At 67.5% G+C, this 22975-nt stretch carries 15 protein-coding genes; 10 read left to right on the plus strand and 5 right to left on the minus strand.

Annotation, left to right across the window (positions count from 1 at the left end):
- Positions 1 to 171: 171 nt before the first annotated feature.
- From ABT294_RS34460 to ABT294_RS34490, 7 genes are all read left to right on the plus strand, one after another.
- A complete protein-coding gene (locus tag ABT294_RS34460) occupies positions 172 to 1434 on the plus strand; it encodes an ABC transporter substrate-binding protein (protein ID WP_350810508.1) in 1263 nt (420 codons plus the stop codon).
- Positions 1434 to 2339 (plus strand): carbohydrate ABC transporter permease, encoded by a 906-nt coding sequence (locus tag ABT294_RS34465; protein ID WP_350810509.1) that lies wholly within the window; start codon positions 1434 to 1436, stop codon positions 2337 to 2339. The genes ABT294_RS34460 and ABT294_RS34465 overlap by 1 nt, the downstream gene beginning before the upstream one ends.
- Entirely contained in the window at positions 2332 to 3174 is an 843-nt protein-coding gene (locus ABT294_RS34470; protein WP_350810510.1) for a carbohydrate ABC transporter permease, read from the plus strand. The genes ABT294_RS34465 and ABT294_RS34470 overlap by 8 nt, the downstream gene beginning before the upstream one ends.
- A gap of 4 nt (positions 3175 to 3178) precedes the next feature.
- Positions 3179 to 4351 carry a Gfo/Idh/MocA family protein gene (locus ABT294_RS34475; RefSeq protein WP_350810511.1) on the plus strand — a complete coding sequence of 391 codons (1173 nt, stop codon included), beginning with the start codon at positions 3179 to 3181 and terminating at the stop codon, positions 4349 to 4351.
- A 241-nt stretch (positions 4352 to 4592) separates the two neighbouring features.
- Positions 4593 to 4985, plus strand: coding sequence for a hypothetical protein (locus tag ABT294_RS34480; RefSeq protein WP_350810512.1), 393 nt, complete (start codon positions 4593 to 4595; stop codon positions 4983 to 4985).
- A gap of 262 nt (positions 4986 to 5247) precedes the next feature.
- Positions 5248 to 10092, plus strand: a complete 4845-nt coding sequence (locus ABT294_RS34485) for a DUF7402 domain-containing protein (protein ID WP_350810513.1) — start codon at positions 5248 to 5250, stop codon at positions 10090 to 10092.
- Between the two features lie 221 nt (positions 10093 to 10313).
- Positions 10314 to 12662, plus strand: a complete 2349-nt coding sequence (locus ABT294_RS34490) for an Ig domain-containing protein (RefSeq protein ID WP_350810514.1) — start codon at positions 10314 to 10316, stop codon at positions 12660 to 12662.
- Between the two features lie 273 nt (positions 12663 to 12935).
- Here the strand turns inward: ABT294_RS34490 and ABT294_RS34495 are convergent, their stop codons facing one another.
- The 3 genes from ABT294_RS34495 to ABT294_RS34505 all read right to left on the minus strand — a co-directional run bounded on the left by ABT294_RS34495 (position 12936) and on the right by ABT294_RS34505 (position 17991).
- Positions 12936 to 15374 (minus strand): cellulase family glycosylhydrolase, encoded by a 2439-nt coding sequence (locus ABT294_RS34495; protein WP_350810515.1) that lies wholly within the window; start codon positions 15372 to 15374, stop codon positions 12936 to 12938.
- A gap of 245 nt (positions 15375 to 15619) precedes the next feature.
- Positions 15620 to 16705, minus strand: coding sequence for a sensor histidine kinase (locus ABT294_RS34500; protein ID WP_350810516.1), 1086 nt, complete (start codon positions 16703 to 16705; stop codon positions 15620 to 15622).
- A gap of 557 nt (positions 16706 to 17262) precedes the next feature.
- Positions 17263 to 17991, minus strand: coding sequence for a TetR/AcrR family transcriptional regulator (locus tag ABT294_RS34505; RefSeq protein WP_350810517.1), 729 nt, complete (start codon positions 17989 to 17991; stop codon positions 17263 to 17265).
- Positions 17992 to 18076: 85 nt separating this feature from the next.
- On the opposite strand from ABT294_RS34505, the gene ABT294_RS34510 reads away from it, so the two are divergent.
- Both ABT294_RS34510 and ABT294_RS34515 read left to right on the plus strand, forming a co-directional pair.
- Positions 18077 to 19021, plus strand: a complete 945-nt coding sequence (locus tag ABT294_RS34510) for an ATP-binding cassette domain-containing protein (protein WP_350810518.1) — start codon at positions 18077 to 18079, stop codon at positions 19019 to 19021.
- Positions 19022 to 19085: 64 nt separating this feature from the next.
- Complete coding sequence (locus ABT294_RS34515) at positions 19086 to 19907, plus strand: ABC transporter permease (RefSeq protein WP_350810519.1); 822 nt, start codon at positions 19086 to 19088, stop codon at positions 19905 to 19907.
- Between the two features lie 254 nt (positions 19908 to 20161).
- Here ABT294_RS34515 and ABT294_RS34520 read toward each other — a convergent pair whose 3' ends face one another.
- Entirely contained in the window at positions 20162 to 20683 is a 522-nt protein-coding gene (locus ABT294_RS34520) for a winged helix-turn-helix transcriptional regulator (RefSeq protein WP_350810520.1), read from the minus strand.
- A 66-nt stretch (positions 20684 to 20749) separates the two neighbouring features.
- Here ABT294_RS34520 and ABT294_RS34525 point away from each other — a divergent pair, with 66 nt between their 5' ends.
- Entirely contained in the window at positions 20750 to 21394 is a 645-nt protein-coding gene (locus ABT294_RS34525) for a dihydrofolate reductase family protein (RefSeq protein WP_350810521.1), read from the plus strand.
- 213 nt (positions 21395 to 21607) lie between these two features.
- On the opposite strand, the gene ABT294_RS34530 is transcribed toward ABT294_RS34525, so the two are convergent.
- Positions 21608 to 22582 (minus strand): LysR family transcriptional regulator, encoded by a 975-nt coding sequence (locus ABT294_RS34530; RefSeq protein ID WP_350810522.1) that lies wholly within the window; start codon positions 22580 to 22582, stop codon positions 21608 to 21610.
- Between the last annotated feature and the right edge of the window lie 393 nt (positions 22583 to 22975).

The raw sequence follows: 22975 nt of genomic DNA on the forward strand, positions 1-22975 counted from the left end.
CCGCCCTGGCGGTGAATCGCATCTAAGGGTTGACTCGGGTGGATCGACTATCCCAGACTACGGAGCACACAGCACCGCAAACCCTCCCCATACAGCGGATTCATCGGCGACGCGACTCCCCAGCCGCGGCCAGAGATGTATCAGATCAATCCTCTCCGGAAGGAGCCTTGTATGCATGCAAAGCCACGATGGAGGTCGTCAGTCGTGGTGGCGGGGCTCCTGCTGAGCGCCGCCGCGTGCGGTGGCGGCGCTGACTCCGGCGACGGGAAGGTCCAGCTCAGCTACCGGATCTGGGACAAGAACCAGCTGCCCGCCATGCAGCGCATCGTCGACAAGTTCCAGGCGACCCACCCGAACATCCGGGTCGGCATCCAGCTCACCGCCAGCCAGGAGTTCTGGACGAAGCTCCAGGCCGACGCGACGGGAGGCAGCGCGCCCGACGTCTTCTGGATGAACGGCCCGCACGCCCAGCTGTACGCCTCCAACGGCGTGCTGCTGCCTCTCTCTGACGCGATCAAGAGCGGGCAGGTGAACCTGTCCAACTATCCCGAGGCGTTGTCCCGGATCTACAGCTACCAGGGCACGCAGTACGGCGTGCCCAAGGACTTCGACACGGTGGGGCTCTGGTACAACAAGAAGCTCTTCGACGCCGCCAAGATCAAGTATCCCGACGACACGTGGACCTGGCAGACCGTCGCCCAGGTCGCGCGCAAGCTGACCGACGCCTCCAAGGGCGTCTACGGGATCGCGGCCCCGGCCTTCGGCCAGGAGAACTACTACAACACCATCTTCCAGGCGGGCGGGCAGGTCATCTCGCCCGACGGTAAGTCCTCGGGATACGACCAGCCCGCCGCGGTCGCGGGCCTGCGGTTCTGGACCGATCTGATGAAGGCGGGGGTGTCCCCGTCGCTGAAGTCGATGACCGACACCTTCCCCTCCCAGCTCTTCGAGTCCGGCAAGATCGGGATGTACTACGGCGGCTCCTGGAACGCCATCGCCTTCGCCCAGAACAGCGCCGTCAAGGACGGTGTGGACGTCACGGTGCTGCCGAAGGGGACCAAGAGGGCCGTCGTGATCCACGGCCTGGCCAACGTCGCCTACGCCAAGACCAAGCACCCCAAGGAGGCGACCGAGTTCATCACCTTCCTGGGCTCGAAGGAGGCGGCCGACATCCAGGCCCAGGCCGGAGCCGTCATCCCCGCCTTCAACGGCACCCAGGACGCCTGGGTCGACTCCATGCCCCAGTACCACCTGCGCTCGTTCCTGGACCAGCTGGCCTACGCGGTGCCGTTCCCGACGTCGAAGAACACCGACGCCTGGCAGACGCAGGAGCCCACGATCCTGGGACCCGCCTGGTCGGGCGAGAAGGACGTCGACACGGCGGCCAAGGAACTGGCGGCGGCGATGAACACGGCGCTGGGCAAGGAAAAGTGATGTCTTCCAGGCGCGGTGCCGAGCACGCGTGGGCCTACGCCATGGTCGCGCCCATGACCATCGGGCTGGCGGTGTTCTACCTGTGGCCCATCGCGCAGACCTTCTACTACAGCTTCACCGAAACGGGTCCCTTCGGAGGACATACCTGGGTCGGAGCCGCGAACTACCGCGCCCTCGTCGACGAACCGGCAGTGGCGCAAGCGGTGACCAACACCCTGGTCTACGCGGCCATCCAGCTCGCAGGAATCCCCCTGGCGATCCTGGTGGCCGCCCTGTTGAACAGGCCCGGGCTCCGCGGGCGCTCGATCTACCGGACGCTGTACTTCCTGCCGGTGGTCACGATGCCGGTGGCCGTGGCCATGCTCTGGCGATGGATGTACAACGGCGACTACGGCGTGGTGAACTACCTGCTCTCCCTGGTCGGAGTGGCGGGACCGCACTGGGCAGCCGACCCGTCCGTCGCCCTGTACGCCCTGGCCGCGATCGGCATCTGGATGGCCCTCGGCTACAACATGGTGATCTTCCTGGCCGGGCTCCAGGGCATCCCCACCGACTTCTACGAGGCCGCCGCGATCGACGGGTCGAGCCCGGCCCGGACGTTCTTCCGCATCACGGTGCCGCTGCTGAGCCCGAGCATCTTCTTCGCCACGGTGCTCACGATGATCAATTCGCTGCAGATGTTCGACCTGGCCTACATGATGATGAGCACCCCAGGCAGCGCGGCGGGCACCGCCAACCCCGCGCTCCCCCGGGTCCGCACCATCGCCTACCTCTTCTACCAGAAGGCGTTCGTCGAGCACGATCTCGGTTTCGGGGCCGCGGTCGCCTTCGTCCTGCTCGCGTTCATCCTCGTCATGACCGCCCTCCAGTTCCGCCTCCAGCGCAGGTGGGTGCACTATGCGTGACGGAACGGTCGGCGCTCGACGGCCTGCGGCCTCGGTCGCCACCCACGTCGTGCTCGGAGCCGGCGCCCTGGCCATGGTCGGGCCGTTCGTCTGGCAGCTCCTCACGTCCCTGAAGACGTTCAGCGAGACCACGCGGGTCCCGCCGACGCTCCTTCCCCAGCAGTGGGAGTGGGGCAACTACGCGCGCGTCTTCGACGTCCTGCCCTTCCAGCAGATGTTCCTCAACACCGCGCTCATGACCGCCGGACGGACCATCGCCCAGCTGGTGCTGTGCTCGCTGGCCGCCTACGCCTTCGCCCGGATGCGTTTCAGGGGCAACAACCTGCTCTTCGGGTTGTTCCTGTCGGTGCTCATGGTGCCCAGCCAGCTCTTCCTGATCCCGCAGTACCTCATCATCCAGGACCTGGGCTGGGCGAACACGCTGCAGGGACTCATCGTGCCCGGGATGTTCAGCGCGTTCGGCACGTTCCTGCTCAGGCAGTTCTTCCTCGCGCTGCCGCGCGACATCGAGGAGGCCGCCCGGCTGGACGGCGCCAACCCGCTCCGGGTGTACTGGCACATCGCGCTCCCCCTGGCCAAGCCCGGGCTGATCGCGCTGACGATCCTGACGGCGCTCTGGTCGTGGAACGACCTCATGTACCCCCTCGTCGTCACCACCGATCCGAGCACGATGCCGCTCTCGGTGGGCCTGGCGACCCTGCAGGGCGAGCACTTCACCGACTACTCGATGCTCATGGCGGGCTCGATCATGGCGACCATCCCCATGATCGCCGCGTTCGTCCTGCTGCAGCGTCACTTCGTTCAGGGCATCGCCTTCACCGGTAGCAAGGGTTGACCGCATGAATGATCTGAGACTCGGTGTGATCGGCCTCGGCGTCCGCGGCGAGCTGGCGGACCTGGCTCATCGTCCCGCGGCGGGTTCCCGGGTGGTGGCCTGCTGCGATCTGGATCCGAAGGCGTTGTCGGGCGTCAGGGACCGGTTCGGGCCCGATGTGCGCACCACGACCGACCATCGCGAACTCGTGGCGGCCGGGCTCGACGGGGTGCTGGTCCTGACTCCGGATCACACCCACGAGGGCATCGCGCTGGACTTCCTGTCCAACCGCGTGCCGGTGTTCCTCGAGAAGCCCATGGCGATCACCACCACCGGTTGCGACCGCCTCCTCGCCGCCGCCCAGGCCTCCGGCACGCGCCTCTACGTGGGGCACAACATGCGCCACCTGCCCGTCGTCATGGCCATGCGCCAGCTGGTCGAGGAGGGCGCCATCGGACAGGTCAAGGCCGTCTGGTGCCGCCACTTCGTCGGCCACGGGGGCGACTTCTACTTCAAGGACTGGCACGCCGACCGGCGCAACACCACAGGTCTGCTGCTGCAGAAGGGCGCCCACGACCTCGACGTCATCCACTGGCTGGCCGGTGGATACTCCCGGCTGGTGACCGGCCTGGGCGGCCTGGTCGTCTACGGCGACATCGCCTCGCGCCGGGACCGCACCGGGGAGCGCATGACCGACTGGCTGGCGCCCGCGCACAACTGGCCACCACTCCAGCAGCGCGACCTCAACCCGGTCGTGGACGTCGAGGACCTCAGCATGATGCAGATGCGCCTGGACAACGGCGTCTTCGCCAGCTACCAGCAGTGCCACTTCACTCCGGACTCCTGGCGCAACTACACGATCATCGGCACCGAGGGGCGCATCGAGAACTTCGGCGATTCAGACGACGTGACCATCAAACTCTGGAACCGCCGCTCGGACTACCACGCGGACGCCGACGACTCGATCCACGTCCAGACGCCGGCGGGATCTCACGGCGGAGCGGATCCCCGCCTGATCGAGGAGTTCCTGGACTTCATCCGCCACGGCGGAAACACCGTCACCTCCCCCGTCGCCGCACGCGAGGCGGTCGCCGCGGGGTACGCGGCCACCCAGTCGCTGCGGAGCGGCGGCCGCCCCATCGAGATCGCTCCTCCCGACCCGGCACTCATCGCCTACTTCGACAACGGCCAGCGATAGCCCACCCCCCAAAACCAAGGAGGACCCTTGGACAGGCGCACCTTCATCGCCGCCGGTGCCGTGAGCTCCCGCACCGCACTGACCATCCCCCACTCACCCGCCCATGCCTCCGCCGGCCCACCCACGCTCACTGCCGGTTTCCTGTCGGTGGGTCTGAGCGAGACCGGTCAGGTGACCAGCCTCGTGGGCCTGCGCGACGGCACCGACTACCGTGCTGCTCGCTCCGTTCGCCGTGCTTTTCGTGGCCGTGTTCGTCATCCCGATCCGCCAGAGTCTGTTTCGGCTGCAGCGCTCGGGCCTGGGGCATGGTCCGCCCAAGACGGTGTTCGCCGGGCGGGGCAAGTACGCGCAAGTCTTCGCCGCGTTCAGCCCGCTGGCCGGCCTCGGAGCGAGAGCGGGCGCTGAGGTCGACTTCCTGTTCTCGATCGGGAACATCGTGACCTGGTCCTGGGCCGGATACAACAGGCCGATCCTCTACACGGCACTGCAGTCGATTCCCCGCGAGCTGTTCGAGGCTGCCGAGGTCGATGTCGCTCCGGCTTGCGGGTCGCCTGGCAGATCCCGTTGCTGCGCCCAGACCGGCGTCTTCTCCATCATCGGCTGGTTGCGACTGTTCGGGGAGCCGACGGCGTAACGGCCGATGACATCCGCGATCAGTAACAGCAACACCCCGGCGATGCTGTCCTACCAGGCGCCGTTCGGCCTCGACGACTACAACCTGCCGCGGTTCCGGCCGTGGCGACCTTCGTCATGCAATGCGCACCTGCGCCTGGTCATGTCGAATGCCAGGTACCACGAGACGTTGCTCCGACCTCGTGGTCCAAGAGCCGGCTGTGGGGATGAGCCGGCGAGCAGCGGCCGGGCATCGGATATCTCGACACCTGCAAGGAGGTAGCGTGACAAGATTACGGAAGATCCAGTCCGGCGTCGTCGCAACGACGATTGTGCTCGCACTTGCGGCGGCCGGCAGCGTTCTCACTGGACCGCAGGCCCGTGCGGCTCAGACGGGAGGGACCGCGCCGTACCTGAATCAGTGGGCGGTGTCCGGTCCGTACACCAATCCGGTAGTCGAGCAGTCTCCTGCTCCCGTCGTTCCCGCCCTGGGCGCGTCCCTGGTTGATCCGGCCAGCAAGGAAACATCCACCTGGCAGTACTTCGACGACCGCATCTTCAACCGGAACTACGACGACTACAACGACCTGATGGGCTATTTCGACGTCAAGCAGGGGCAGCCGACAGCCAACAAGTGGGTTGTGGCCGCAAGCTACGTCTACAGTCCGGTCGCGCAGACTGTTCAGTGGCAGGTGGGCGGATCGGGGCTGTACCGGCTGTTCGCCAACGACGCTCCGGCCGGGCAACAGGACCGCGTCGCGGCTCGGGTGAGCAAGGAAGGTACGAGACATCCGATCCAGCTGAACCAGGGCTGGAACAAGCTGCTCATCGAGATTCAGCACAAGAACACCGGCACCAGCAAGAACTTCCTTGGTTTCTACGCGAGGCTCTGCGACGCTGCAGGCAATGTCGTTCCCGGGCTGACGTACTCGGTCACCGGGCCGAACGCGGCCGACAATCAGCTCACCATCGTCACCAAGGGGCTGAGCATCGACCGGCATGCATTCGATGCGCGCAACGCGGATGTCCCGGCGAACGACTACCCGTCCAACACACTGCCATACGCCTACGACGAGAACCCGTATGTCGGCATGGTGGCAAAGATCGACGGCAACCGAAACACGTCGAGCATTGCTCCGCAGGCGTCTCCCTTCGCCTTCCAGGCGGCCGGCGGCAGTCCCGGCTACTCCTGGACACTCGCCGACGGCCAGTTGCCCCCCGGCCTGACGCTGGCGCCGGACGGCCACCTCGACGGCACGGTCTCGGACGGCGCCAACAGCGCATCGCAGAAGGACTACACCTTCACCGTGAAGGTGACCGATACCCGCGGTTCCACGACGACGAAGCCGTACACCATAACGGTCAAGAAGAACCCGGTCGACTGGTTCATCGAAGGCAAGATGTCGGCCCTGTCGCACACCACCGGCACGATGCCGAACCTGTACGACCCGAACTTCAACTACGACGAGTGGGCACAGACGGCCAAAGAGATGGGCATGACCCTGCTCTCGACCGAGAGCCTGCAGAACACCATCTACTACTGGCCGTCGCCGAACGCCAACCTGACCCCGAACAACGCCAACAAGCAGTACAAGTACAACGCCCTGTTCCAGGCCGCGGACGGCAGCTGGCAGGTTCGGGACCGGGTGCTGCAGGCCAAACAAGCCGCCGAGCGGTACGGGTTGAAGTTCGGCGTCTACCTGTCGTCACTCTTCGAAGGATCCGAGATCCTCGAAAGCGATATCCAAGGTCTGGTCGCAAGATACAACCCGTGGTACCTCTTCGCCGATGGCGGTCCAGAGAGCTACTCCAATCTCGACGTCGCCTGGAGCTCCGCGCGCAACTACAACGATCGGGTCCTGATCGATGCGAACCCCAACGCGCAGACCGGCGACCAGGACATCACTCTTCACGAGCGTCCGTTCTGGAACAGCGAACCGTACAACGAGGGCGGCTGGCGTGCCGGGATCCTGCCGCAAGCCAGAAAAGTCGCGCATGAGGAATGGAACGACCCGTACACGACGGCACTCGACATCTGGACGCAGTACGCCAAGGGGAACGAACGTGACAACTGGATCGAAGCCACGAAAGAACTGATCAACCAGTACGGTCACGGCTATGTCATGAACTACGACTCCTCCATCACCGTGACTCGTGGCATGGACAACCTGAGCAGCAACCTGGACAACACGAACATCTTCTCGATGGTGCCGATCTCCTCGCAGCAGCTGTCGGACATGCGGACTTCGATCGTGAAGTGGATGGACAACGGGCGCGGACCCGATCTTCGCGAGTCGGTGTACGGCACCATGCCGTACACCATGGACTACACCCTGAAGCCCGGCTGGTACACCGACCCGCAGAAGGCGATCGCCCATGGGCAGGGGCCGGACTGGGGCTACGCCATGTCCCGCGACCAGTACGTCTACATGCACATGATCAAGAACCAAATTGCGGGCGTGCCGAAGGCGGGATTCGCCGGCCAATCGCTGATGAGCCACATCGGCCCCTTCGACTATCCGGTAGACCAGGTCAAGTGGCTGAACAAGGGCAACTCTTTGCCCTTCACAACAGAGAAAGCGAACGGCAAGTACTACATCTCGATCGACACGTCCGACGTCACGGCAGATCCCATTGACACCATCATCAAGATTAGGACCGAGAGCCCGGTCAGAAAGTACAAGATGACGAGTGTCAAGCTCTTCAGCAGCCAGACTGCGGCAAACAGCCTGCAGCTGCGGGCCGAGAGCTACATGAACGACTACACCAACGTCCTCGCACCCGCCAAGCTCAAGTTCACGAGCAGCAATGTGCGGGTCGCTACCGTAGGAGCGGCAACAGGCCTGGTCAAGGCCGCCGGCGACGGTGCCGCCACCATCACCGTGACGGCAACCTACGACGATGGCGTGAACCGTCCTCAGGTCATGACCGACACCTACCCGGTCAAGGTGCAGGGCCGCGCCATCTCGGCCGCACTTCCCCTTGCCGGCGTGAACATGCGCACCAACGGCGCGCTGTTCTGGGGACAGTTCGCCACCGACAGAGATATTCCGGTGACGTTCACGGGCTACACCCGAAAAGGCGGCGAGGTCGACATCCTCGACGCTTCGGCCATCAAGTACCACTATGCGACGGTCGACGGCAGGCGCGACAACTCCGCGGGTAAGATCGTGGTCACCGAGGTGCCGGTCGACCAGTCACCGTTCATTGTCACAGGCAACACGATGCGGTTCACCGGCAAGGTTTCCACCCCCACGATGTACAGCTACTGGGCAGACGTGACGGTGGACGGGAAGACCTATACCTCCACCCGGAACTACATCACGCTACTTCCGGACGCGAACGTGGCGACCGGAATAACGCCGAAGGTGACAACCGACAGCGAGCACGCCAAGCTGTTGTCCGACGGCACGATCAACGACACGACCGGCGGCAATCTCACGAAGTGGTCGGCGCCGGCGGGCGACGAGAATCCGAGCATCACGTACGATCTGGGCAAGATGCAGGACCTCTCGCGGGTCAACATCTTCTTCAACCACCACATGCCGAATGCCGACAACGTCACTTACTACAACGTGCCGAAGAAGCTGAAGATCGAGTACAGCGTCGACGGCTCGCAGTGGACCACCGGCAACGAGACGAATACGGTGTCCGGCGCCGGGCTGCCGACGTCGAGGAACACACTGGCCGTTCCGCGCAGCGACACGACGTTGTACGCGTGGGAACAAGAGGGCCTGTACTACAACTATCCGGTCGATCCTGGCCGGCCCAGCGTGCACGCACGTTATGTGAGGGTTTCCTTCCCGGGCGGCGGCCAGGACGGCAGCCCGATCGATGTGCTGGAAGTCCGGGTGCTCTCGCTGACAGATCTGACCGCCCTGGGCCGTCTCGAACTGCAACCGAAGGCCGGTGCGGACGGCCAGACGGCGACGATCGATGTCAAGGGTTACTCCTTCCTCGGTGCGCCTGTCGACCTGAAAGGTGCGAAGGTCGCGATCACCAGCGACAACCCGTCCGTGGTGGCCGTCGGCGCGGACAAGGTGCTGTCGTCGGGTGGGGCGGGGAGGGCACGGATCAACGTCACTGCGGAGCTGGCCGGCTACCGGGCCGACGACTACTTCTACGTCGACGTTGATGCGGACGGACGCATGTCGTTCCCCACATTTCTGAAGCAGGTGAAGCTTGCGCTGAGCGACGGCTCCATCAGGGTGAACAATCCGGTCGTCGGCACGATCGAAGGAACTCTGAACACCGGCGAGAAGGCGAACCTGTCGAAGGCGAAGATCGAGTATGTGTTCAGCGACAGCAAACTGGCGGCTGTACCGGGCAGCAACACCATCGTGCTGAAACAACCGATCGCCAGCGGGTTCCAGGCGACCGCAAAGGCAGTCGTGACGCTGGACGGCGTGGCGGTGGAGTCGAACCCGGAGACGATTACGGCGCATGGCGACAACATCGCGGGCTCGGCCACGGTCACGGTGTCCTCGGTTCGCGACCGAGACGGTGTCCCGGACGGCAACAACCAGGACGACCGCTATCTGGGAACGAAGGCGACGGACGGCAACAAGACGACGTCCTGGGCGGCGAAGAAGGCGGACCGCAACCCGTGGATCAAACTTCAGTTCCCGTCCCCGGTGGAGATCGATCGCATCAACCTGGTCGACCGCGGCGCCGCCGTCAACCAGATTGTGGAAGGCGTGTTGGAATGGGATGGCGGCAGCAAGAAGGTGACCGGGATCCAGTGGGACGGTCAGCCGGACAACCTCGTGACGTTCGATACTCCGGTCAAGACAGGCTGGGTGAAGTTCACCATCGATCCTGACAACACCTACAACAATCCGAGCGACGCGGAGTGCGGGTTGGCCGAGTTCGGCGTGTTCGAGGTGCAGAAGCCGAAGACCGTCGTAGATTTCAGGTCGGTTGCCGTCGATACGACGATCGGCGAGATTCCCACGCTGCCTGCGCAGATCGAGGCCGTCTCCAGTGACGGCACGACCGGATCCGTCGATGTGACCTGGGAACCGGTTACCTCGGACATGGTGGCCAAGAGTGGATGGTTCACCGTCCGTGGTGTCGTAGCGGGAACGTCTGTCAAGGCGACAGCTGTCGTCAACGTCGCGGATCGGTAGTCGCGAGCGACAGTGAACGATGGTGCCGTCAACCAGGAACTCACGGAGTCCTGAGCGCGGCCAGACACCATCACCTCCCCCGTCGCCGCACGCGAGGCGGTCGCCGCGGGGTACGCAGCCACCCAGTCGCTGCGGAGCGGCGGCCGCCCCACGACCCGGCACTCATCGCCTACTTCGACAACGGCCAGCGATAGCACACCCCCCGAAACCAAGGAGGACCCTTGGACAGGCGCACCTTCATCGCCGCGAGCTCGCTCACGGCCCTGACCATCACCAACCAGCCCGCACATGCGACCACGCGCAGCGACAGCAGACCGTCCAAGATCTCCGCCGGATTCCTGTCCGTGGGTCTGAGCGAGACCGGCCGGGTGACCGGTCTCGTGGACCTCCGCGACGGCACCGACCACCTGGCCGAGGGGAAATCCGTGCCGCTGGTCAGCGTCGTCGCCGACGGGCAGCACGAGGCCCCCACCGCGGTGCGGGTCTCGCCGCGGGACCCGGGGATCCTGGTGTTCTCCAGCGCCAAGGCCACGATCGAGGTCAAGATCGTCAAGCATCCGACCTACACCACCCTCGAGATCGTCAACCTCACCGCCGCCACCGGCGTGGACGTGCAGACGCTGCTGTGGGGCCCCCTGCCGACGAACGTCTCCCAGACGATCGGACAGACCGTCGGTGTCGTCAGGAACGACGCCTTCGCCTTCGGGATACGCCCCCTCAACGACAAGACGGTCGGCGGCTGGCCGAACGAACACCTGGCCTACGGTTTCGGCCCCGACATCGTCTGGAACCCCTTCGGCCTGCAGACCGGCGACGACCAGGAGTGGCTCAGGAACAACGTCGCGGCCAAGACCGGCTGGGGCAGCCTGCTGCGCGCCTACACCTACGACTACAGCAGGACCCGGATCCGCCAGCGGACCTCCGGCTACCAGGTTCCGCTCGAACCGGTGCCAGCACCGGAGGGCCAGATCGTCGGCTCCAAGATCGCGTTGTTCGGCAGCCCGCCCGACCTCGCGCTCAGCGTGCTGGGTCAGATCTCGGAAGCCGAAGGTCTGCCGTACCCCACGCTGAACGGCCAATGGCAGAAGGCCTCCCAGGCCGCCTCGCAGTCCTTCTTCGTCCTGTTCGACCTCGACACCAGGACGGCCGCGGCCGCGAGCCGCTACGCCAAGCAGGCCGGCATCGGCACCATCTACGCCATTTCCGGCGATGGCCCGTGGAAGTCGCACGGGCACTACGAGTTCAACGACGCCTTCGGCGGGTCGGACGCCGCCGCGGCGGCGCTGGTGGCCACGGCGCGCGAGAACGGGGCGGAGGTGGGCGTGCACACCCTGTCCGACTTCATCGACGCCTCCGACCCCTACGTCGCCCCGCCGCCCGCCGACGACCGCCTGGCCGTCGGCGGCTCGGTCAAGCTCACCCGGCCCGCCACCGCCTCCGACACCACGCTTCACGTGGACGCACCCGAACCGCTCGGCGACGGCGTCGCGGGCAAGAGGCTCCGGATCGGCGACGAGTTCGTCACCTACTCCGGTCTCACCCAGGTCAGCGACAAGGAATGGCAGGTCACGGGGGTCCAGCGGGCCCAGTGGAGATCGTCCGCCCAGCCGTACCCCACAGGGACGCGAGCCACGCGCATCATCCAGAACGGGTACGGCGGCGCGATCGGCGGCCTCCCCATCATCGAAGAGATCGCGACACGCCTCGCCGCGGCCTACAACTCCACCGGCATCACCTCCACCTCCTACGACGGGCTGGAGTCCGCCGCCGAGAGCGGCTGGGGAGGCTACGGGTTCGCCCGCCTCGTCAACGGTGTCTACCGGCGCCTGAAGTCCACCGAGGGCTTCATCACCGAGGCCAGCAACCTGTGCTCCAACACCTGGGACGCCCAGTCACGGGTCAGCTGGGGAGAGATCGGCGTCACCGACTACGCCCAGATCAAGCGGAGCAACGTCTTCTACCGCGCCAACTACCTGCCCGGCATGATGGGCTGGCTCGGCCTCTCAGGCTCCGACACCCTGCTCAAGGTCGAGGCGACCATGGCGCGCGCCGCCTCCCTCGACGCGGGCATCGGCTTCGAAACCACCGTGCAGAGCTTCCAGACCGGGTCCAACACCGCCGCCGTCCTGGAGGCCATCAAGATCTGGGAGTCCGCGCGGCGCAGCGGCGCCTTCACCGCCGGCCAGAAGGCACTCATGGGGGACCCTGCCACCAACTGGCACCTCAGCGTCGTCACCCCCGATCAGGCATGGTCCCTGCAGCAACTCGACGCCTCCGGAAACCCTGTCGGAGCACCCCAGGCCGTCGAGGCCCCCAAGGCGGGCTTCGCCAACCCGCAGCCTCCCCACGCGCGGGCCGGACGGCTCTACGAGTTCAAGATCGCGTCAAGGTCGCCGCTGACCACGCGGTACGACATCACCTCGGGAGCCCTCCCCGCGGGGCTCACCCTGCACAAGGACACGGGCGCCATCACCGGCATCCCCACCAAGCCCGGCGCCGCCAAGTTCACGATCACGGCGAAGGGTGCAGCGGACGCGTCCATCACCTACACGCTGAAGGTGACCGCCTGACAGACCACCCGGTTCACCCCCGCCCTCCGCGAAGCGAGCTCGTGCACGCGCAGGTCACGATGCGGACCCCTGGCCAGGGGCGAGCGTGAGCAGTGCCGGCCGCCCAGACGCGCCGCGAAGCTGGTCCGCTTCGACCATGCCGCACGGGTGAAGGCGCAGCCCGAGTCGCGGCGGAGGGCGGCTACACCGACCAGTCCCACCTGCATCGGGACGTCATGGCGGTTGACGACCTCGCATGGCCGGCCACGAAACACCCGCCCAAGACCCATGCCTCTAGCGGTGTGCCGTCAGGGTGTAGGCGTCCCGGGCGCAGCCGGTGATGCGCCAGCCGCCCGGTGTCTGCCGGGCGGCGACGTCCGTGAGTCCGGTGCTGCGGACGACCGGCCGGGCGGCGCCGGGGAACCAGACGTCGAGGCCGCACCCGGTGCCCTCGCCCTGGACCGTGAGGCTCGCCTGGTCCGCTGTGAGGTCTGTCAGGCGGCCGGGGGCGGACCGGGGGTAGGGGCGTGAGAGCTCGGCGACGTATTCGGGGGTGGGGGGCAGGTCCTTTTCGGTGGCACAGTCCTCGATCATGAGGTTGCCGCCGGTCTTGGACTCGGCTGCGGAGTGGGCGTCGCCGCAGGACTGTTTCCAGACCCAGAACGCGCCGCCGATGCGGTGCCGATCCTCTTGGTCGGTGTATTTCGTGATCGGGGCCGAGGCGGGGTCGCCGAACCAACCCCACTCCCCCGACCAGAGCCCGGCGCCGTAGTACGCCGCTGCCCGGCTCGCCAGGTCGAAGCCGCGCTCGATGCTCGTGACGGTGATGCCGGTGCCTTGGTCGATGGTGATCGACTCGTTGTAGAGGTGAGGGGCGAAGACGAGCAGCCGGTCGTCGGTGAAGTCCTTGGGCACCGAGACCTCGAAGCCGAGACCCGACCAGAGCACGGACGGCTCGAAGAAGATCAGGTGTGGGAAGCCGCGCTTCTCGCCGGCCCTGATGGCCTTGATCGCCCGGTCGTAGTAGCGGCCGAGCAGGACGCCGGAGGTGATCGGCGGGGCCTCGCCGAAGCCGGGCTCGTTCAACAGGTCGTATCCGGCGACCATCGGCTCGCTCGCGAACCGCTCCGCCAGCATGCGCCAGGCGGCGACCAGGCGGGTCTGGATGCCGTCCCTGTCCTGGTAGAAGTTGGTGAAGGCGCGGGCGACGGCCGGGGAGATGTCGCGTCCGGTGAACTCGCACTTGGGGGCGCCGTCGAAGCGGTCGGCCCAGGTGGGGGCGCCGTCCCAGCCGTGCATCGGGGAACCGTTCTCGCAGATGGTGCCGGGGGCGGCGTTGACGCCCTTGCCCCAGGCGTCCTGGTGCATGTCGATGACCGTGCGCAGGCCGTGCTTGGCCGCGGTCTCGACGGCCCAGGAGATCCTGGCGAGGTAGGCCGGATCGTAGTGGCCGGGCTGGGGTTCCAGGGCTGACCAGGACAGGGCGAGACGGATGACGTTGAAGCCCATCTGCTCCATGCCGGCGAAGTCGGCCTCGGTGAGCGGCCGCGTCACCGCCTTGTCCGGAAATTTCTGGAAGTAGTCTTCGAGCTGGTTGACGTTCACGCCGCGCAGCAGCACCTCGTTTCCGTCGGCGTCGACGATCCTGCGCTCGGCTGAGAGCGTCAGGCCCTTGGTGCGTGGTGGCTGCGCGCTGGTGGTGCCAGGCTGCAGGAGCGGTACGGCGAGCGCCGCCGCGGCCACGACAGCCGCCATCCGTATCGGCGCAGAAAGGGCGACACCCTTACGTCCCGGGAGAAGGGCGGCTCTGCGCGCTGGGAGGAGCGCGACGAGGGCCGCCGTTGCGACGGCGAGGAGGGCGCCGAGGGAGAGTGCGGGAGCGAGACGGAGCATGATCGCCGGCGCCCAGAACGTGTCGCCGCCCGCCAGGTCGTCGGGGAGCCCGATGGCCACCTCGACCAGGCCCAGCGTCGCGGCCGCTCCCAGCGCGGAGACCCCGGCCACGACGGCCGGCGGCGAGGTGGTGCCACTGAGCCAGCGGTTCAGCGCCCAGGTCACCACGCCCAGCAGGGTGACGGCGGCGAGGCAGCCCAGCGGGCCCGCCTCGGGCGCCGGGGCCAGCGGGGAGTCGCCGATGGCGTACCCGACGGGTGAGCCGCCCCACCACACCCCACCGACCAACACGCCCAGGACCACGGCCGCCCCCGCCGCCACCCACCCCGGCCCCGCCGCCGGCGGGAAGAACGACCCCGAGGCCGCAGCGGGTCCGGCGTCCACCGGGGAGGTCGAGCTCGAAGGGGGTGGGGTGGGGCGGCGGCGTAGGAACTGGGTGAGCCAGGTGGCTACCAGGACCGGCAGGCCGAAGACGGCCGCCTTGACGCCGGTGAAGCCCGTCGACCACGCCAGGTAGACCACATCGCCGAAGGCCATCACCAGCGACATCACCAGCTTGGCCGCCATCGCCGACCACACCACCGCGCCCCACACCAGCAGCGCCGTACGCAGCGGGGCACGCCCGCGCGCGACCACCCACGCAAGCACCCCCACCCCCGCCAGAAGCAGCGGCACGTAGACGGCCAGCGCGGCCACCTGCCAGAGCCCCGCGACCGGTAACAGGTCGGCGCCCGTCCACGTGTACGGCGCGGCCAGCCCCGACGGGTCCAACGCCGCCCCCAGCACGATGACGGCGGCCAGCACCACGACAGCGATCGGCGACAGCCAGCGGTTCCTCATAGTGTCGGCGACCATACATGAGCATCGTTCATATATGAAGAGCCAGATCCGCAACAGGGCGCGAGGCCGCCCGGCCCCTGTGGGTGCCCACTCACCATCCAGCCAGGTCAGGGACGGTAAAACCCATGGGAGACGCGGTCGAGCCGGTGAGAAGGCGGTTCGGCATGCGCGGCGTCCGGGCAGGCGTTGTTCTCGCCTAGTCCAGACTGCGTTGGTGACATCTGCACCCGCTACCTGCGGCCCGCTTACGTGGTCGGCCGGGGGAAGCGTGCGACGAACCGTGCCCCAGACGGGCTGTCTTCGATGGTGAGGGTGCCGCCATGGTCTTCGGCGACCTGCCGGGCGATCGGCAGGCCCAGGCCACTGCCGCCGGCGTCCTTGGCGCGCGCGTCTTGCCGGCGGGCGAAGCGCTCGAAGATGACCTCCCGCTCCTCGCGCGGCACCCCGCTCCCGTCGTCGTAGATCTCCAGCACCGCAGCGTCGCCCCGGTGCTCGACGGTGACCATGACCGTGGAGCGGGCGTGGCGTTCGGCATTGTCCATGAGGTTGTGCAGCAGTCGGGTGAGACCGATCCGCTCTCCGTTGACCATCACGCCGCTACTGAACCTCCTGACCACCCTGATCTTGGCTTGCCGATGGTCGAGCTCGCCGGCCACCAGGACGGCGAGGTTGAGGAGGTCGTATTGGCCGATGACGCCCGCGTCAAGTCGGGAGATCTCCAGCAGGTCGGTTACCAAGTCCTGCAGCCGCTCAACAGACTCCAGCAGCCTGTCGGCGGTTTCCACCCAGTCGGTCTCCTCCCGCCGCATGAGCGCTTCCTCGATCTCGGCACGCATCGCCGCGAGCGGGTTGCGCAGGTCATGGGAGGTGTCCGAGGCGAACCTCAGCTGCTCCTGGATCGCCGCCTGGGCCCGCTCCAACGTCTGGTTGGTGGTCTGCGCGAGCTCCTTGAACTCGTCATCATGGCTCGGCAGCGGAACCCGCTCGCTCAGATTTGAAGGCCGGATCGTGGCGAGTTTCCCACTGATGGCGCGCACCGGCTGCAGAGTCTTGCTCATCATCCAGTACGTCCCGAGCGCGGTGGCCGCGATCAGCAGGAGTGAACCACCGATGAATCCAGCCAGCACGGTCGCGCTGCCGTAGAGCGGAGGCTGGGGAGCGGTTATCAACAGCAGCAGGGTGGCGGAGACGCAGACCAGCGCCATGACGACGCTCGCCACGGTGGTCACACGGGTTTTGATGGAGCAGTGATGCCACACTCTCAAGCTGATCATCTCGGAAACGCCCCGGATGTAGCTGTGACGCGCAGTGGCTCCAAACGGTGCCGGCACCGACGCTTCCTGGTCGCGGCCATACCTTCACCGTACGCCTGGCGGAACGGGTCGTTTCTGCCTCCAGCCCCCTGGACCTGGAGGGCCTCCTAGACCCTGAACCGCCGCCCGACCTGGGGTCTTGGGCCTAGACCCGCCGCTGCCGGATCGGGCCCATGGCGGGGTTGTGCATGTGCACGTGTGCACGGCTCTCGCCGTCCATACGCGCAGGCGCGAGGAGGTGCGCATGCACAAACGGACCGTGTGGCGCCGCCCTCCTGCTGCAGGAACCGCCATCCCTTGGGGAAGACCGCGCAGCACGCACAGTCACTTCCCCGCAGCAGAGCGTCCCCGACCTGGAGGCGTTCGGCCCGACCGGCACCGCCAACCCTCCCGGGACTCCGGCCCGAGTCAGGACGCAGTGCGATCGAAGGGGCCGCACCGCGGCATGTGGAGACCGTGCGCCGCCTCTTCTTCGATCCGTTGCCCCAAGAGGAGATGCGGGCGCTCGAAGGGCTCTTCGATCGCATGCTCACCGCGCTCGACGGCGAGTCGACGCGCTCATCGTCGCGGTCTTCTCACCCCTCGACCGTTGACGGGAGGGCCGCGGCGATGCAGTCGAGGACGCGCTCCAGCCCGTACCGAAACTGGTCGTCGCGGCTCAGGTGCGGCTGGCGCGCCTCCATCACGATCTTGGCGAAGATCGGGTGCTCCCCGCTCTTCACCAGCCGGTCGACGTACGGGTAGCTCCGCGCCATCCACTCCGACTCGCTGAGCCCGCTGCGGCGGACCTCCTCGGCCCAGCTGACCTCCTCGCGGGCGGCGCCCTCGACGTAGCCGCCCAGAATGGCCATGAGGCCGAGGTTCTCGTCGATGGAGACGAAGGCGTCGAGCACTCCCATCAGCCGTTCGATCAAAAGCAGCTGGTTGGGGCCGAAGCTGGCGCGCGACCGGTGCACGGTGGCGATCCACGGGTGCCTCAGCCACATGGCCCGCAGCCCGTCGGCGTAGCGCGTCAGGTCCGCGCGCCAGTCGCCGGAGGGCATGCCCTCGACGTCGATCTCGCCCTGCAGCCGGTCGGCCACGAGGTCGAACAGGTCGTCGCGGCTCGGGACGTACCGGTAGAGGGACATCGCGCCCGCGCCGATCTCGGCGGCGATCCGCCGCATGGTGGCGGCTTCCAGGCCCTCGGCGTCGGCGATCCGGACCGCCGCCTCGGCGATCTGCGCGCGGCTGTAAGCCGGCTTCGGCCCGCGGGCCGGGCGCTCGGGCCGCATCCAGATGTTCACGTACTCGGCGTCGGTCACCGTCCCACCCCCTACTTGCGTACATAGTACCCAGTAACTTAGCCTGGCCGCGATAACCGCGTACAACGTACCCAATGGAGGGGTCATGGCGGATCCAATAGTGGTCGCCGAGGGACTGCGCAAGTCCTTCGGCGACACCCATGCGCTGCGGGGCCTGGACCTGAGCGTCCCGAGAGGAACGGTCTGCGGCGTGCTGGGGCCGAACGGCGCGGGGAAGACGACCGCGGTGCGCATCCTGGCGACCTTGTCCGATCCCGATGCCGGGCACGCCCGCATCGCCGGATACGACGTCGTCCGCGAGGCCGGCAAGGTGCGGGACAGGATCGGGCTCGCGGGCCAGTACGCCGCCGTGGACGAGAAGCTCACCGGCCGTGGCAACCTGCGCATGTTCGGGCGCCTCTCCCACCTGCCCCGGCGCGAGGCGCACCGGCGGGCCGACGAGCTGCTCGAACGCTTCGGTCTGATGGACGCCGCCGATCGGCAGGTCACCGGCTACTCCGGCGGCATGCGGCGCCGCCTCGACCTGATCACCAGCCTCATCCTGCGTCCCGAGGTGCTCTTCCTGGACGAGCCGACCACCGGCCTGGACCCGCGCAGCCGCGGCGAGATCTGGGACAGCGTCCGCGAGCTGGTGGCGGACGGCACCACGGTGCTGCTCACCACGCAGTATCTGGACGAGGCCGATCAGCTGGCCGACGACATCACCGTCATCGACCACGGGCAGGCGATCGCCACAGGCACTCCCGACGAGCTGAAGGCCACGATCGGGGACCGCCTCGACGTCGTTGTCGAAGACCCCGCCGCGCTGCGTCCGGCGGCGACCGTGCTGAACGCCCTGGCCGGGACCGATCCCACGATGACGGACGCCGACCAGCTCAGCGTCGCCCTGCCCGGCGGCGGTTTCCGGCTCGCCGACATCGTGCGCGAGCTGGACCGCGCCGGGGTCGCCGCGGCCGACGTGAGACTGCGCCGCCCCACCCTCGACGAGGTGTTCCTGCGCCTCACCGACCGGAAGGAGAACGTCTCATGACCGAGCTTGTCGAGGTCGTCAATGAGCACAGCACCTTGGCCAGGAGACCGACGAAGGAGTTCTCATGACCGCCCTCACCCCGCCGATGGGCCGCCGCCTGCGCTGGACAATCACCGACGGGCTGACCCTGGTCGGCCGCGAGCTGGGACGGCTGCGACACGATCCCGGCGAACTCGTCGCGGCGCTGATCTTCCCAGCCGTCATGGTGGTGCTGTTCGGGTACGTCTTCGGCAGCGCGATCCAGGTGCCGGACGGCGGCGACTACCGCGAGTACCTCATGCCCGGCCTGTTCGCGATGGTGACCTTCTCCGCGGTGATGGGGGTCATGACGCGGATGGCCACCGACGCCTCCCGCGGTGTGATGGACCGGTTCCGCTCCATGCCGATGGCGCGCTTGGCGGTGCCGTTCGGGCAGACCGGCGCCGACTCCCTGGTCGGCCTACTGATGCTGGCCATCATGGTGGGCGCGGGCCTGCTGGTGGGCTGGCAGCCGCACCGCGGCCTGATCCCCACGGCCGAGGCGTTCCTGCTGATGATGCTGCTGCGGTACGCGCTGAGCTGGGTGGGCGTCTATGTGGGCCTGGCGGTGAAGAACGACCAGGTCGCGGACGCGATGGTGCCGCTGTTCCTGCCGTTCACGATGCTGTCGAACGCGTTCGTCCCGACCGACGGCATGCCGGGCTGGCTGCGCTTCCTGGCCGACTGGAACCCGGTGAGCGCGCTCACCGCCGCCTCACGGGAGCTGTTCGGCAATCCGGGCGCCCCGTCCGGAAACGTGGCCTGGCCACTCGCGCATCCGGTGGCCGCCGTCCTGCTCTGGTCGGCCACGCTGCTGGTGGTGTTCGTCCCGCTGTCGGTCCGCACCTTCATGCGCAGGGGACGATGACGACCGGGGCCGGCGGGCCGCTGGGACCATGGGGTCAGGACGGTTGAAGATCCGCCACGTGGCCCCTCTTCCTCCAATGAGGCCGTGGAACACATCGGCCACTTGATCGGCGGCCGCAGACGCGAGGTCACGCCCGGCGGGCATCACGTCGGTCCCGGTTGTCCCGTTCGGGCGATCATCGGGCAGTCCTCAAGGGTGCCGACGAAGGCGGAGTGGAATGACCGGGCGAGCCAGCCGATCCGCGATCGTGACATTCAGCTTGTGGAAGCGGCGCGTTCGTAGGCCAGGGTGAGTTCGGCGAGGACGCCGTCGGCACGTTGCGGACGGCCTTCGAGATGCATGGCACGGAGCTCATCCATGAACCTCTCCCCCATCTCAGGGCCGCCGCGAGCGAGAAGTTCGGCACGGATCGACAGCTCGGGTGATGTTGGGAGCCATCGGGAGCCCCAGGCGCCCAGGTGCGTCATGATCGGAACGAGTTCGATCGCTGCCTCGGTGAGCCGGTATTCGATCTTCTGCCGGTGGCTCGGGTCGTCGTGCCGCGTGAGCAGACCGGCGCCCACGAGCTTCGACAGGCGGGCGGCGAGGATGTTCGACGCGATGCCCTCGACCGAGTTCTTGAGCAGCTCGCGGAAGTGTCTGTGGCCGCCGAACATGACATCGCGCAGCACGACCAGACTCCATCGGTCGCCCAGCAGCTCGACGGTCAAGTTGATCGGGCAGCCCGATTTCCCCTCCGGCACGGGCAGGTGACCGGTCTGCACTGGTTGCGACATAGTAGTACAGTACCACCGGTTGTCGATTGCAATCAGAATTGCTTGTCAGCTCGCAAAGGAGGATGCATGTCGCAGCTATTGAGGGTGCAGTGCTTCAACGTGTCGCGGGACGGGTTCGGCGCCGGTGAGGGGCAGAGCTTGGACCGGCCCTTCGGCCACGCAGACCCCACCCCCCTCTGGTCCTGGGCGACCGCCACCGCCAGCTGGGTGAACCGCACCGACCCCGGCGGCACTCGCGGCCTGGACGACTACCTGACCCGCGACCACACCCGCAACATAGGAGCGGAGATCATGGGCCGTAACAAGTTCGGCCCCCAGCGTGGCCCCTGGGAGAACCACGAGTGGCAGGGATGGTGGGGAGACACCCCGCCGTTCCACACCCCGGTCTTCGTGCTCACCCACCACGAACGCCCGTCCTTCACCCTGGCCGACACCACCTTCCATTTCCTCAATGCGACACCGGCCGAGGCGCTGGCACGCGCGAAGCAGGCCGCCGACGGCCGGGACGTGCGCCTCGGCGGTGGAGTCGCCACCATTCGCGAGTTCATCGAGGCCGACCTGGTCGACACGATGCACATCGCCGTCGCGCCCGTCGACCTCGGTCGGGGCGAACGGCTGTGGGAGAGCCACACCGACCTGCTCGACCGCTTCCACCTCGAGTCGGTGCCGAGCCCCAGCGGAGTCACGCACCTCCTGTTCTGGAGACGATGACCAGCCGCACCATCGCCACCGGCCCCACTCCGGGCGCCGTGACGACACGGCCGTCAACCATGCGGACTTCAGGCTCGTGAGGCCTGCAAAGCGGCTCCGGGAAGCGGACCCCACGAAGATGGTCTCCATCGTGGCTGTTCGGCAGTGGCCGGTGGCGGTTGCCGGCTGGCCACGCCCATTCCCTCACGGGTACGCAGGTGTCCGAGGTCGGCCTCAAACTCGGCGACCATCGCCAAGGTCTGCAGGCCGAACGGTGGGCGACGTGTGAGTGGTCTCGGCGTCTGACGTGTCAGCCGGGAGCGCAGCGTGCTCCGACTCGAAGCTCGCGTCCGGACGGGGAGCGCTCGCGCTGACCGCCGCGTCGACGAATGAGGCGACGAGTGACCGGCGGTCGAGCTGCGACCATGCGACGACCAGCCGACTGGCGACCGCGTCGATCACCGGGACGCACACCAGCCCTGGGTGGACGGGTTCGACGAGCGAGCGCGGAAGGATCGCGATCGTCCGGCCAAGCATGATCAGCTGGACCATCTGCGGCACGTCCGCGATCTCCGGCCCGCTCCCGTCATCGGGCACTCCCGTCCAGCGCACCCCCTTCCAGCGCGGCAGCGTCTCGTGCTCGAGGTCGGCCAGCCGCAACTCGGTGCGCGAGGCCAACCGGTGGCCGCGGGGCAGGATCGCGACCCGCCCTTCGACGAACAACGTCTCGGACGCCAGCCCGGTGAGATCGTCGAACGGCGCGTACAGCAGCGCCACGTCGGCCCTGCCGTCGCGTAGGTAGTCGACGCGGTCGGTGGCACCACCGAACAGGACGTCCACCCGGCGCGCATCGGGCTGACGAGCGTATGCGGCGAGGATTCCGGACAGCAGGTTGGCGTCGCCGCCAGGCTTGATCACGAGCCGCAGGTGAGCATGGGCGTCGCCGGCCCGGCGCGCGCTTTCGGCCGCAGCACTGACCGCGTTGAGCGCATGGCGGCCATGGTGGAGCAGAGCCTCCCCGGCCGGCGTGAGCGAGACGTGACGGCTCGAGCGGATGAGCAGCTGAACCCCTGGTCGCCGGCGCCGGTGACGAGCGCGGCCGAGTTCGCCCGGCGCGGGGCCCAGCCGATAGCGCGTCTCCCCGGGAGCGGTCGGCGGGATAGAGGGTGGACTGGGGTGGTTTCGCCAGTCGCGGTCCCAGGTCTGCACGTGCTCATGGAGTTGCCGGCGAGTTCGCCGCCGGTGCGGCCGTGCCCGTTGAGCGGATGACGTCGCCGACGGTGTGCCGGGAGCATGACGGTCAGAGGCCCCGCCGGACGTCGTCCTGGGTGCGCCACCTTGCCGAGCTGGTGGGCGAGACAGATCGCCCGCCTCAGCCAGGGGCTACTGGGCCGGCGTCGTAGCGGGTGAAGTCGCGGCGCGCCTCGAGCAGTCAGGGCTGGATCCAGCGAATCGGCAGGCGGTGGCGTTCGAGCTCGGCACGGTTGCGGCCGGAGGCCATGGGGCTCGTCGCCGTCATGCAGGGACCGTATCGACGCATTCTTCTCTTCACCGCCCCGCCCTGATTACTCAAACCACGGCCCTGCCGCGCCAGGCCGGCGC

Origin of the sequence: Nonomuraea sp. NPDC000554 (genome assembly GCF_040300065.1) — a bacterium.
GTDB lineage: Bacteria > Actinomycetota > Actinomycetes > Streptosporangiales > Streptosporangiaceae > Nonomuraea.